Origin of the sequence: Pseudomonas marincola (assembly GCF_900116605.1) — a bacterium.
Taxonomy (GTDB): Bacteria; Pseudomonadota; Gammaproteobacteria; order Pseudomonadales; family Pseudomonadaceae; genus Aquipseudomonas; species Aquipseudomonas marincola.
Genome location: NZ_FPBC01000005.1, coordinates 236,794 through 250,166, shown reverse-complemented (window position 1 = coordinate 250,166; position 13,373 = coordinate 236,794). Strand labels below are relative to the sequence as shown.

Below are 13,373 nucleotides of genomic sequence, written 5' to 3'. Positions count from 1 at the left end.
TAAATCGTTTACACACTCTTCAGGAGAGTCACTATGCCAACACGTATTGCGATCATCGGAGCTGGCCCATGCGGCCTCGCTCAACTGCGTGCTTTTCAATCTGCTGCAGCCAAGGGCGCCGAGATTCCGGAGTTGGTGTGTTTCGAGAAACAGGGGGACTGGGGCGGCCTGTGGAATTACACCTGGCGCACGGGGTTGGATGAGCATGGCGAGCCGGTGCACGGCAGCATGTATCGCTATCTGTGGTCCAACGGACCCAAGGAATGCCTTGAGTTTGCCGACTACACATTTGATGAGCATTTCGGCCGCCCTATTGGCTCCTATCCGCCGCGAGAAGTGCTCTGGGATTACATTCAGGGCCGGGTAGTCAAAGCCGGCGTGCGTCAGTACATCCGCTTCAATACCGCTGCGCGCATGGTTGAATTCGACGAAGCCAGCGGCTTGTTCAACGTCACCGTGCACGATCACAGCAAGGACCTTACCTACAGCGAAAACTTTGATTACGTGATCTGCGCCAACGGCCATTTCTCGACGCCCAACGTTCCCCACTTCGAAGGTTTTGAGCACTTCGGCGGACGTGTTCTGCATGCCCACGATTTTCGCGATGCGCTGGAGTTCAAGAACAAAGACGTATTGATCGTTGGCAGCAGCTATTCCGCCGAAGACATCGGCTCGCAGTGTTACAAATACGGCGCCCGCTCCATCACCAGTTGCTATCGCAGTGCGCCAATGGGCTACAAATGGCCGGCAAACTGGGAAGAGAAACCGTTGCTGCAACGCGTACAAGGCAACACGGCGTACTTCGCCGACGGCAGCCACAAACACATCGACGCGATCATTCTCTGCACCGGTTATCAGCATCACTTTGCCTTCTTGCCTGAGTCGCTGCGCCTGCGCACCAACAACCGTCTGTGGCCGCTGAATCTGTACAAAGGCATCTTCTGGGAGCCCAATCCGAAGCTGCTGTACCTCGGCATGCAAGACCAGTGGTATAGCTTCAACATGTTCGATGCCCAGGCATGGTATGCCCGCGATGTGATTCTGGGGCGCATTGCCTTACCCGATGCAGCCACTCGTTTAGCCGACGATCAGGCTTGGCGCGCCCGTGAAGACCAATTGCAAACCGCACAGGAAATGTTCGAGTTTCAGGGGGCGTATATCGAGCAGTTGATCGATGCAACTGACTATCCGAGCTTTGATATCTCGGCGGTTAACCAGACCTTTCTGGAATGGAAGCACGACAAGTACGAAGACATCATGGGCTACCGCAACAAGTGCTATCGCTCATTGATGACCGGCACCGAAGCCGCGCCGCACCACACGCCATGGCTGGAAGCACTGGACGACTCACTCGCCAGTTATCTGGCTGAGCCCGCCGCCATGAAAAACGTCGGCTGACCCATGCTCATCGCCCAACCGCCAAGCCAGCAAGCACAGGACGGCCCTATGAACATGCCCGCCATTTCACGCCCGTTCGAACCGGCGCTGTTTGCCCGTGAACCTGCGCGCGAACGTCATCGCGTTGCACCGGGCGGACTCACGGTGATCGCGCTGCAAGCGGGTGATCGCTTGCAGGTGATTGATGTTGAGGGCGATCAAGAGGCGCAGCTGCTCGCCTTCGACACTCAGGGTCGCGTGGCGCTCAGGGCGCTGGGGCTTGGCAGTGACCCGGCGGCGAACTACATCGCCACGTTGCTGGCAAACGGCAGCGGCGAGTCGATTCAGATGCGTCTGGGGCTGGCGCGCTACTCGATTGATTGCAGCCAACTGCCAGCAGCCGCAATGCTTTGGCCGGCACAATCGCCCGCCGGTTACAGCCGCCTGTTTACCGCCAGCGATGCATTGGTGGTGCTTATCGCGGCGCCGGGCGGCCTCACAGCGGTCGACAGCCAGCAGCGCCCCAGCGAGCTGCAGTTACTGATTCACCGCAACAATCCACGCAGCATCCTGACGCCACCGCTGCCTGCCCCGTTGGCTGAAGTGGTTGACGAGTTCACCCTGCGGCCCGGCACCGCCAATGCTTATACCGTGACTGCCGGGCAATATATTCAAGTACTCGATGTGGCAGGCCGGCAGTGCTCCGACTTTGTCGCGCTGGATCGCCGTGGCCTCGACCGGGGCCGCGAAATTGAACTCGACCCCACCGTAACCCGCACGCTGAATGGCAACGCTTATCCAGGCCCGGGGCTGTTCAGCAAGTTTTTCGATCGTGATATGCAGCCCATGCTTGAAGTGGTTCGTGACACGGTGGGTCGCCACGATACCTTCGCCCTCGCCTGCACCGCACGCCACTACGAAAACATGGGCTACTTTGGCCACGACAATTGCAGCGACAACATCAGCCGCGCCCTCGCCGCTTATGGCTCACAGCCTCGCGCGGGATGGGCCGCCATCAACTTCTTCTACAACACCGCAGTCGATGCCCACCAGCAGTTGACCTTCGACGAGCCGTGGTCGCGTCCTGGCGATTACGTCTTGCTGCGCGCCATGACCGATCTGGTGTGCGCCAGCAGTTCCTGCCCAGACGACATCGACCCGGCAAATGGCTGGCAGCCAACGGACATTCACATCCGTGTTTACAGCGCAAAGGAGCGTTTTAGTATCGCCATGGCCACTCGAAAAACACCCGACTCCGAACCAGTTCTCACCCGCGAGAGCGGATTCCATGCCTCCACCTCGGCGCTGACCAGCAACTTCATCGACTACCGGGGCTGGTGGACACCGACGCATTACCACGGCTTTGGCGCCATCGAGGAATACCACGGCTGCCGCGAGCGAGTGGCGGTGATGGATCTCTCGGCGCTGCGCAAGTTTGAGGTGATCGGGCCGGATGCCGAAGCGCTGCTCAACTATTGCCTGACCCGTGATGTGCGAAAACTGGCAGTAGGCCAGGTGGTCTATTCAGCCATGTGTTACGAGCACGGCGGCATGCTCGACGACGGCACACTGCTGCGTCTGGGCCCGGATGCGTTCCGCTGGATCTGTGGCGAAGACTACGCCGGCGTCTGGCTGCGCGAACAGGCACAGAAGCTGGGCATGAAGGTCTGGGTCAAATCGGCCAGCGAGCAGATCCATAACGTTGCCGTGCAAGGGCCGAAAAGCCGCGAGCTGCTCAGCCAGATGATCTGGACACCCGCAACCCAGCCAGCCCTCGATGATCTCGGCTGGTTCCGCTTTCTCACGGGTCGCCTAGATGGCTATAACGGCGTGCCACTGATGGTATCCAGAACAGGTTATACCGGCGAACTTGGCTATGAGGTGTGGTGCCATCCGAACGATGCGCAGCAGGTCTGGAGCCGGCTGTGGGAGCTGGGTGAACCACTCGGTCTGGTGCCACTTGGGCTCGACGCACTGGACAGCCTGCGCATCGAGGCCGGGCTGATCTTTGCAGGTTACGAATTCTGTGACCAGACCGACCCCTTTGAAGCCGGCATCGGCTTCTGTGTGCCGCTGAAATCCAAACAGGATGACTTTATCGGCCGCGACGCACTGCTTCGGCGCAGCGCTCACCCGCAACGCAAGTTGGTGGGTTTGATTCTCGAAGGCAACGAACAGGCCCATCACGGCGATTGCGTGCACGTTGGCCGCGCGCAGGTCGGGGTGATCACCAGTGCCACCCGCTCACCGCTGTTGGGCAAGAATATTGCACTGTGCAAGCTGGACGTCGGGTACTGCGAATCTGGCTGCTCAGTGCAGATCGGCAAGCTCGACGGCCAGCAAAAGCGCATCAACGCCACGGTGGCCGCCAGCACAATCGCCTACGACCCGGAGAAAACCCGCGTGCGCAGCTGAGTTGGCGGCGCAGCCATCTTTATATTGCTCAGGGAGTAGCGGTAAATGGTGTTCAGAGATCAATCCAAAGCACTCGCCAATGAGCTTTGTCTGTTCATCGCTCAACTGCAGCGCGATGAACCGGGCACGTTACAAAAACAAGCCACGTTGCAGCGCCACCCTGCACTGCTGACGGCATTGGGCCAGTTGAGCCAACGCTGGCAGCAGCATCAACAACTGCTAAAGGCCAGCGCAGACCAGCCTGCTCCTCCGTGCAATGCAGCTGAGTATCATCAACTGCTTGAGCAGTTGGCTTGCCAACAGCAGAAAACCAGCGAACTTGAACAGCAATTGGCCGAGTGCAACCGTGAGCTTGCGCAGAACGCGGCGTATCAGCGCCAGTGGCAGCAGGACGAACAGGCCTGGTCGCTGACTAAACATACCCTCACCGAGGGTTGCTGGGATCTGCGCGTGGTCAACGGAGACGCTGATCATCCGGACAACCTGATTAGTTGGTCCGAGCAGTTTCGCAGCCTGATCGGTTACAGCAAGGCGGAGTTTGCCGATGGCTGGGACAGTTTCTTTGCCGTGGTAAATCCCGACGACCTGAAACATGTCATGCAGGTGTTTGCCGACTTCATCCGTGACCCCAAAGGCCAGCGCGCTTATGTAGTCGAGTACCGCATGCAACACAAAACCCAAGGTGAAACCTGGTACCGCGAGCGCGGCAGTTGCCTGCATGACGCTAACGGCGTGTTACTCCGGGTGATCGGCGCGGTGCGTGATATCAGCGATGAGAAAGCCGCCGACGCCTTGCGCCAGCGTGAACAGGCGAGCATTCAAAACACTTACGGCCAGATCGCCAAGGTGGCTGGTGCGATCAAGGGCGTAGCAGATCAAACCAATCTGCTGGCACTCAACGCAGCAATCGAGGCCGCCCGCGCTGGGGAGCAGGGTCGCGGTTTTGCCGTGGTGGCAGACGAGGTGCGCAATCTTGCCCGGCGCACCCAGGAGTCGGTCGGTCAGATCCAGAACATGCTGCAACAACAGCAGTGAATGCACAGCGAACCAAGATCAGGCGCGCGCGTACAACAACGATCACAAACAGGGCAGCAGCATCAAGAACCAGCTTCAAGAAAGAATCATAAATCATTGATAAATAGACAATCATAAAAATGGCACAAGCTTTGCAAATTCCCAGTGAGAACTTTTTATAACTCACGGTAAAAGCCTAAGGGCACGCTTACAACTCTCGATCTGCCGAACAAACCTAATCCTAAAAATTGCATCGAGGACTCAGCAATGGAACAAGCAACCCCCACACTGGAAGAGCTGAACACGCTCATACAGATGTCCGGCACCATCAATATGGAGATTTTTTATTGGTGGTGTATTGCCTTGATGGTGATCATTCACGCCGGCTTTCTTTCGTATGAGATTGGTGCATCGCGCCTGAAAAACGTGCTGACCGCCGGGGTCAAAAACATCCTGGCGTTCGCCTTCATCGTTCCCACCTTCTATTTTTTCGGTTGGTTCATCTATAACGGTTTCGCCAACGGTTTCACCCTCGACATGGAAGCTGCCGCAGCTGCCTTGCCGTGGAGTGGTTCGATGGGGCCGAACATCAGCGATAACGCAACGGGGATTTTCTGGGGCGCGTTCGCATTGTTTGCTGCCACTACTGCCTCGATCATGTCTGGGGCGTTGATCGAGCGCACCCGTATGAGCGCGTTCATTGTGCTGGCGATTATTCTGGGCTCGGGCGTTTGGATTCTCGGCGCGGCATGGAGCTGGCATCCAACAGGGTGGCTGACCACTCAGTGGGGCTTCCATGACGTGGGTGCAGCGGGTTGCGTTCACACCATTGCCGGTTTCTTTACTCTGGGTGTAGTGATCAACGTTGGCGCACGCATCGGCCGCTTCAATGCAGACGGCAGCGCCAACGCCATTGCCGGCCACAGTATGCCGATGAGCGTGATTGGCCTGATGTTGGTAATCGTCGGTTTCTTCGGTTTCCTCGGCGGCTGCATCATCTACAACATCGGCGGCCAGTGGACCAACATCTACGGCCAGCCAACCACCCTGTCGGCGTTCGCCTTCAACACACTGATGGGCTTTGCCGGTGGTTTGATCGGTGCTTACCTGACTACGCGTGAACCGTTCTGGATGATGTCGGGCGGCCTCATCGGCATTGTCTCGGTGGCACCAGGCCTCGACGTTTACTACCCGCCGTTGGCTTATGTAATCGGCATGGGCGTGGCAGCAGCTGCTCCGCTGGTTCACAAGTACCTGGTAAAACGTCAGATCGACGATGCAGTGGGCGCTTTCGCCGTACACGGTTTCGGCGGTTTCGCGGGCATCGTCATCAGCGGCATCTTCCTCTCGGGCTACCCAAATATGGGTGAAGGCGTACCGCCGGTGAACTTCCTTGGCCAGGTCGGCGGCGCATTGGTACTCGCCGTACTCGGTTTCGTACCGGGCTACCTGATTTCCCTGGCGATGAAAAAGGCCGGTGTCCTGCGTGTGCCTGCACATGCTGAAGAGCGCGGTCTGGACCTCACCGAAGTACCGGCCGAAGCGTATCCGGAGTGGGCACTTACCGGCGCCAGCACCACTTACATCAGCACCGAAACAGCCGCTCCAAGCGTCATCAGCGCTGAAGCCAAACCTGTTTAAACCACTTAACGCGCGGTGCCAGCACCGCGCAACACACTGAGGAGAACGCCCATGAGCAGTCCTATCACCAGTTGGGAAGGTGCAAGCAGCGTCTTCACCTTCGCCGACAAACCCGGCGTAATGGCTTTAATTCTGGTGGTTGCCGTTGCCGTCACGGTGGCAGCCATCTGGATCACCGTGCGTCACGAGAAGCACAGCTACAACAGCCCCATGACCAAGAAGTAACTCCTCCAGGCCGGCACACATCTGTGCCGGCTCACTCGGACAGCGCTATGTTCAACCCTGTTTTTCGCCTCGAAACACCCCTTGATCTCGGTCTCAAGGCCATCGCCTTCAGCCTGCATGCTTTGAATAATCAGCAATACAGCGCCACGTTGAAGCAGCGCTTGGCTCGCCTGCGCAAGCATTTCGATATGCAGCACTGCCTGCGTCAGACCCAAGGTTTCAATGGCCTGCGCCTGCGCATGGGGCGCTCGCCGAAACGCTACCCCGCCTCACCGCTGGCCCTGCTCGACCAATACCTGCGCAAAGGTTCGCTGCGCGGCGTCTCACCGGTTGTTGATCTGTACAATCAATGGTCCCTCAACAGCGGCTTGTCGATCGGCGCCCATGATCTCAGGCATGTGCAGTTACCCGTCAGCCTCACCCTGAGTCATGGCACTGAGCTGTTTCAGGGGCTTGGCAGCGATACGCAGCAGACGTTACCGGCTGGCGAATACGCATATATCGACGCTAACAATCAGGTGCTGTGCCGCATGGACTATCGCCAGTGCGCCAACACCGCGTTGAGCACAGACAGCACCGATGTGCTGTTTATCGTGCAGGGTAATCCCGACACCTGCCCGGATTACCTCGAGCAAATGGCCTGCGCCCTGAAGGCCGACCTCGCCCTCTGCTGCCAGGGCAATGTCAGCCAGGTAGCCTGAGCTGCGGTCTAGCGCACCATGTGCGGGCAAACAAAAGGCGCTGCATGAGCGCCTTTGAGGTTGAGCCTAAATCGAGCAGAGCGTTCTACACCGCGGTGCTGCTGCTCACCAGCTTGAGCCCAATCACCCCGCCAACAATCAACGCCAGGCAGCCAATACGCGCCAGATGGGCCGGCTCGTTAAGAACTGCAATGCCATAGATCGCCGTACCGACTGCACCAATCCCGACCCATACCGCGTAGGCGGTGCCGATTGGCAGCGTACGGGTGGCCAGCGACAACAGATACAAGCTGATAATGATGAACACTGCGCAATAAACACTGGGCCACAAGCGCGTGAAGCCCTCTGTGCGCGGAATGATGGCGGCATAACAGATTTCACTTAGCCCGGCGCACAACAAAAAAAACCAACCACTGCTGATACTGCTGAACATATCGACTCCCTGCGGATATTGATGCAGATCACGCGCACTCAAGGCCCGGATTTTCACCGTGCAGAGTGTGCTGCGATCGCGGTCTGGGCCTGAAAAACACAAGGCGCACTCACCGAGCACGCCTTGTTGACTTATCGATTAGTGGCTTGCGTTTCAGCCCTTGGCGGTACGCTTGGTTTTCTCCGGGTCATCAAACGGCAGCGTGTGGGCAATCGCATCGACCTGCAGACTGCCTTGGACCTTGAGAGCGCAGCCTTGCTCGGCATAAGGCACGTCCAGTCGCGCAATAGCCATCGATTTGCCGGTGAGGCGTGAATACATCGCACAGGTAATCAAGCCCACCTGTTTGCCGTCTGCCCACAGCGTATCGCCCTCCGCTGCCGCCTGATCACCCTCAAGCAGCACGCCAAAAATCTTCAGCCGTTCTTTGCCTTTCAGGCGTGCGTGCTCAAGCCCGCCGCGGAACTCGCCCTTGGTTGGCGACACGGTGAAATCCAGGCCCAATTCCCACAAGGTGTCGCCCGCCGGTTGATCGGCAAACGGGTATTTCTCCGAATTGTCGTAAGGGAAGAACAGCAGCGAGCTTTCTACACGCAACCAGTCGAGCGTGGTGAATGCGCACGGGATAATTCCCAGTGGCTTGCCTTGTTCGAGAATCGTGTCCCAGATCAGTGGCGCATCGGCCGCTTTGCAGAAGATTTCGTATCCGCGCTCTCCGGTATACCCCGTGCGTGAGATCATCACCGGGCAACCGAAAAGCTTGGTCTGCACATGGTGAAAGTACGCCAGATCGCGAATACCGGGTACGTGCTCGGCGAGGAAGTCGACAGCCAGCGGGCCTTGCAACGACAAGTCGTGCAGGTCATCGTCAAACAGCACCGAGACCTGACGCCCTTGCGCCCAGCGAACCAGCATCTCGTAACCATTTCCAGCGCCATGCACCACCATGAATGCATTCGGGCCGGTGCGATAGATCACGCAGTCATCAACAAATTTGCCGCCTTCACTGAGCAGCGTGGCGTATACCGACTTACCCGGATAGATCTTGGAAATATCGCGGCTGGTGGCGTATTCGAGCAGTGATTCTGCATGCGGCCCGACGTAATGCACCTTGCGCAGGCCGGATACATCCATCAGGCCTGCGCGTGTGCGGATCGCCTCATGTGCGTCTGCCAGATCGACCGCCTCGTAAGTCCATGCGGTGCCCATACCATTCCAGTCTTCAAGCTTGGAACCCAGTGCCCGGTGCCGCTCGGCAAGGGCGGAAATACGCCAGGAATTGGCCATCTTGTTCTCCTTTGACAGTGTGAAGAGCCGCAGCCCAATGACTGCGGCGCAGATGAATCAGGCGACAACGACTTCGGGGTCGTACTGGCTCAGCCAGTCGACCACGAACTGCCGGTACAGGGTCATGCCTTTGTAGTCGGCGATGGCATCCGGCAGATCCCGCAATACCCGATGCAGGCGGCACGCCCAGGCCGGATTAGTGGCTAATTCTTCGAGGCTGATCAGGTAGGTACGGATGCCAAACAGCAAGGCATTACTGCGCGGCAAACGGGGCATGAACTGCAACTCAACCCGCAGGTGCACCATGCTCGCGACGTTCTCGGCGTTGACCAGCGCGCGCTCTTGCCCCCACTCGTGATACGTCTCGGATGAGGTGTCCATGCGCGGGTTGACGGTCAGTGTCCAGTTCAGTCGGCGCACCGGGTGGTCCACCTGAATGTTCAGCAAGTACTTCAATGCCCGCTCGAATACCCCCATCTGATGGGCCATCGGTACCGGGGCGTGCCATTGGGTGAAGCTCATGCCGGCATCAAACTTGATCGACCAGTCCGCCGGACAAGTGACCATGCCGGCATCCATGAACAGGTTACCGTCGCGCTGATCCAGCAGTGCGAAATCACCCTGGGTCTGGCGTGTGATGTACTCCAGCGGCTCGCAGGGCAATGTATCGGCGTCGCCAAAGGTGAACGCTTGCTCAATCCCCAGCGGCCGGTTGATCCAGGTCCAGCGTTCACCTTCGCGGCTGAGACTGAAATGCTCCGGGTAGTCGGCAGCCATGTGCGTCATCAGCATTTCCAGTGTGTCCCAGGCTGCGGTTGCCATGTGCGGCATGACCAGACAACGCTCAGGGTCGCGCTCAAGGACGATGCTGCGCTCAGCCATTTCAGACAAATAGTGCTCGTCTATATCAAACCAGTGACTGAATACCGAGCCCGGCTCCCGGGGCGTGGCCGGCTCGATATTCACCGAGTACATGTAGTTGTCTTCCGGGAATGGAAACGGAAAGCGGCTGATGGCCTGAGCGCTGTTGTGATACGTGAAATCGTCGCGGTAGCTTTCGAGCGGTTTGAATATGACGGACATAACAGGCTCCTAAAGATCAAGCAGCAACGCGCTGCCGCAAAGGCCGCGCGAGACACACGGCATGACGGTGTTGCTGCGCTCGGTTGCAGACAAATAGGCATCGCGGTGTTCAACCGCACCGTCCAGGTAGGCAACGGCGCACTGCCCGCAGACACCGCCGCGACACAGGTTGGGAATTTCCACGCCAGCCTGCTCCAGCGCTTCGAGCAGGCTTGAGTCACTGGCCACCTCGACCGTCAGGCCGCTGCGTGCCAGATTGGCCACGAACGGATGCCCCGGCTCGGGGGCGGCAAAAACCTCCCAATGCACCCGGATTTCGGGCCAGCCCAATTGCTCGGCGTGGACGCGGACGCCATCGATCAGACGTTGCGGCCCGCACACATAAACGTGCGTGCCAAGCGCCTGGCTGGCGAGTAGCGTGGCCAGATCAAGTACCTGGCCTTGTATTGAGTCGTAGGTCTGCAGCTGCGTGCCGAGATTCTCGCGCAGGCTGTCGAGATAGGCATCGGTAAACCCGCCACGGAAGGCGTAATGCAGGCTATAACTGGCATCCCGCGCCTGCAGCTCCGGCAAGTACGAGAGAAATGGCGTAATACCGATGCCACCGGCGATCAACAGGTGATGGCGGGCCTGCGAGTTGGGCGCAAACAGATTTGCCGGTGGCGATACCTGAAGCAGGTCACCCGCCTTCACCTGTTCGTGCATATAACGCGAGCCGCCTCGTGACTCATCCTGCAAGCGCACAGCAATCCGGTAGTGCTGCGTCTGTGCAGGGTTGCTCAATAATGAGTAGGCATTACGCACGCTGCGCTCGCCCACTGGCATGTGCACCACGACGTGGCTGCCAGACGAAAAACCGGGCAATGCGCCGCGCACCGGCTCAAAGGTGAACTCGCGAATCACCGGAGTAATTTGCGTCACCGCGGCGACTCGCACTTCAATCGGTGAGTTCATGGCCGCACCTCCCCGCGCACGTTGTTTGGGTCCAGGCAAACGCCCATGTACGCGCCGAGGCGCTGGGAGAAATGTGCGCGCACCAGAAGGTTGACGCCGCAATTGGCGCAGGCCACCTCGGTCTGATCAGCAATGTCCTGCAGCGCACTGCAATGCACGCAATACAACTGGCGTCGGGAGCCTGCACAGAACAGTTCGATTTCCTCATTGAGCATGCCGGCGTGGCGGGCAATCTCGCGGCACTGCCAGATAAAGGCCTCGTCGCCGCACAGATACAAACGTGTGCCGACCGGCGCACTGCGCAGCGCGGCGTGTAACATCTGTACAAGTTCAGCCTGACTGGCGGCCACTTGCAGTGCATCACTGGCAGTTCCCGTGCCGCCAATAGCCAGCACCTGTAGCGGTTGAGCGTGCGCCTGCAGTTCGCTGATAAGCGCTTCTACCGGCGACTGATCGAGTGCTTGCGCAACCACCAGTCGACGCGTCGCAGCCTTCGAATGGGGCTGGTTCTGGTAGACCGGTGTACTGAACAGCGGCTGTACCGCGTGCGTAGTCATGAAACGCCTCCTTTGCATCGCACCAACGCATTTTCAGGATGAGAATTGGACGGCTATTTAATTCTCAGTAGGAACATATTGTTCTTATTAAGAAAGCATGGAATGTGCCATTGTTTTTCAACTTATTGATTCATAACGATTAGATTTTCAGACCAGATAATTCCGTTCACCCAGCGCCGCCAGCGACCCAGCAACCCTGCACAAAAGTCGTTCATCCTTCGCCAGACCGCGCCTTTAAGGCGCAAAATTGGCCGTTACAGAAGCTGAAAATCTGCTGATTTTTTCCAGCCGCAAAACGCAAAAAGCCGAGCATATGCCCGGCGTTTTGGCCTCAGAATGAGGGGAAATAACTGTCTGTTAGAAACCCTGGCCGGGCACCCAGTTAGTGCCTGCCAGTGGCACCCGCGCCATAGCGGCGGACTCCATGGTCAGGGCCACCAGATCCTCGGGATCAAGATTGAGCAGGTGCGACTTGCCGCACGCGCGCGCCATGGTTTGCGCCTCCAGCACCAGCACACGCAGGTAGTTGGCCAGACGACGACCGCCTTCAATCGGGTCCAGGCGCTTGGCCAGCTCCGGGTCCTGAGTGGTGATACCGGCCGGGTCCTTGCCATTTTGCCAATCGTCATAGAAACCCGCCGCCGAACCGATCTTCTTCAGCTCGTCATCCAGGCTCGGATGGTTATCGCCCAGCGCGATCAGGGCTGCCGTACCGATAGCCACGGCATCAGCCCCCATCGCCATCGCCTTGGCCACATCGGCGCCGGTGCGGATACCGCCAGAGACGATCAACTGCACCTTGCGGTGCATGTCCATTTCCTGCAGCGCCTGCACGGCTTGCGGAATGGCGCAGAGAATCGGGATACCAACGTGTTCAATGAACACTTCCTGCGTTGCCGCAGTACCGCCTTGCATGCCGTCGAGCACGATCACATCGGCGCCGGCTTTAACTGCAAGTTTGACGTCGTAATACGGACGGCTTGCGCCGATTTTTACGTAGATCGGCTTTTCCCAATCGGTGATTTCACGGATCTCGGCGATTTTAATCGCCAGATCGTCCGGGCCAGTCCAGTCCGGATGACGACAGGCGCTGCGCTGATCCACACCGATTGGCAGGGTGCGCATGCCCGCGACACGCTCGGTAATTTTCATGCCCAGCAACATGCCGCCACCGCCCGGCTTGGCGCCCTGCCCCAGAACGATTTCGATGGCATCGGCTTTGCGCAGGTCATCCGGGTTCATGCCGTAACGCGACGGCAAGTACTGATAAACCAGATGTTGCGATTGCCCGCGCTCTTCCGGCGTCATGCCGCCGTCACCGGTGGTGGTGCTGGTGCCGGCGATAGTCGCACCCCGGCCCAGGGCTTCCTTGGCGTTGGCCGACAACGCACCGAAACTCATACCGGCGATGGTGACCGGAATCTTCAGGTGAATCGGTTTTTTGGCGAAGCGGTTGCCGAGAATCACATCGGTGCCGCATTTTTCGCGGTAGCCTTCCAGCGGGTAACGCGACATCGATGCGCCGAGCAGCAGCAGGTCATCGAAGTGCGGCACCTTACGCTTGGTGCCACCGCCGCGAATATCATAAATGCCGGTTTCGGCAGCGCGCTGAATTTCCTGAATGGCCAGGCGATCGAACGTAGCGGACTCGCGCAGGACAGGGGTTTGTTTCTCGCTCATGGTCTG

At 58.6% G+C, this 13,373-nt stretch carries 11 protein-coding genes and 2 pseudogenes; 7 read left to right on the top strand and 6 right to left on the bottom strand.

Translation table 11 applies throughout. The features are described from left to right. Nucleotides 1–33: 33 nt before the first annotated feature. From BM395_RS10645 to BM395_RS10625, 7 genes and pseudogenes are all read left to right on the top strand, one after another. Entirely contained in the window at nucleotides 34–1,398 is a 1,365-nt protein-coding gene (locus BM395_RS10645; RefSeq protein WP_090511576.1) for an NAD(P)-binding domain-containing protein, read from the top strand. A gap of 48 nt (nucleotides 1,399–1,446) precedes the next feature. After that, nucleotides 1,447–3,792 carry a trimethylamine N-oxide demethylase gene (locus BM395_RS10640; RefSeq protein WP_090511786.1) on the top strand — a complete coding sequence of 782 codons (2,346 nt, stop codon included), beginning with the start codon at nucleotides 1,447–1,449 and terminating at the stop codon, nucleotides 3,790–3,792. Nucleotides 3,793–3,837: 45 nt separating this feature from the next. After that, nucleotides 3,838–4,566: pseudogene (locus BM395_RS10635) on the top strand (PAS domain-containing protein); the annotation flags it as partial. After that, a pseudogene (locus BM395_RS23720) lies at nucleotides 4,549–4,812 on the top strand (methyl-accepting chemotaxis protein); the annotation flags it as partial. The pseudogenes BM395_RS10635 and BM395_RS23720, both read left to right, overlap by 18 nt. A 261-nt stretch (nucleotides 4,813–5,073) precedes the next feature. Next, entirely contained in the window at nucleotides 5,074–6,447 is a 1,374-nt protein-coding gene (locus tag BM395_RS10630) for an ammonium transporter (protein ID WP_090511571.1), read from the top strand. A 51-nt stretch (nucleotides 6,448–6,498) separates the two neighbouring features. Beyond that, nucleotides 6,499–6,672: a hypothetical protein gene (locus tag BM395_RS23345; RefSeq protein WP_170860584.1), complete on the top strand. Its 174-nt coding sequence runs from the start codon at nucleotides 6,499–6,501 to the stop codon at nucleotides 6,670–6,672. A gap of 47 nt (nucleotides 6,673–6,719) precedes the next feature. Continuing rightward, nucleotides 6,720–7,373 (top strand): B3/B4 domain-containing protein, encoded by a 654-nt coding sequence (locus BM395_RS10625; protein WP_090511568.1) that lies wholly within the window; start codon nucleotides 6,720–6,722, stop codon nucleotides 7,371–7,373. Between the two features lie 85 nt (nucleotides 7,374–7,458). Here the strand turns inward: BM395_RS10625 and BM395_RS10620 are convergent, their stop codons facing one another. The 6 genes from BM395_RS10620 to BM395_RS10595 form a co-directional block, all read right to left on the bottom strand. Continuing rightward, complete coding sequence (locus tag BM395_RS10620; RefSeq protein ID WP_090511565.1) at nucleotides 7,459–7,806, bottom strand: DMT family transporter; 348 nt, start codon at nucleotides 7,804–7,806, stop codon at nucleotides 7,459–7,461. A gap of 153 nt (nucleotides 7,807–7,959) precedes the next feature. Next, entirely contained in the window at nucleotides 7,960–9,093 is a 1,134-nt protein-coding gene (locus BM395_RS10615) for an aminomethyl transferase family protein (protein ID WP_090511563.1), read from the bottom strand. Between the two features lie 57 nt (nucleotides 9,094–9,150). Next, a complete protein-coding gene (locus BM395_RS10610; protein ID WP_090511560.1) occupies nucleotides 9,151–10,176 on the bottom strand; it encodes a heme-dependent oxidative N-demethylase family protein in 1,026 nt (341 codons plus the stop codon). Between the two features lie 9 nt (nucleotides 10,177–10,185). Then, a complete protein-coding gene (locus BM395_RS10605) occupies nucleotides 10,186–11,130 on the bottom strand; it encodes a PDR/VanB family oxidoreductase (RefSeq protein ID WP_090511558.1) in 945 nt (314 codons plus the stop codon). Beyond that, entirely contained in the window at nucleotides 11,127–11,687 is a 561-nt protein-coding gene (locus tag BM395_RS10600; RefSeq protein ID WP_090511555.1) for a dimethylamine monooxygenase subunit DmmA family protein, read from the bottom strand. The genes BM395_RS10605 and BM395_RS10600 overlap by 4 nt, the downstream gene beginning before the upstream one ends. Before the next feature lie 357 nt (nucleotides 11,688–12,044). Continuing rightward, the gene (locus BM395_RS10595; protein ID WP_090511552.1) at nucleotides 12,045–13,367 is read right to left on the bottom strand and encodes an FMN-binding glutamate synthase family protein; all 1,323 of its coding nucleotides are present in this window, start codon (nucleotides 13,365–13,367) and stop codon (nucleotides 12,045–12,047) included. Nucleotides 13,368–13,373: the final 6 nt, after the last annotated feature.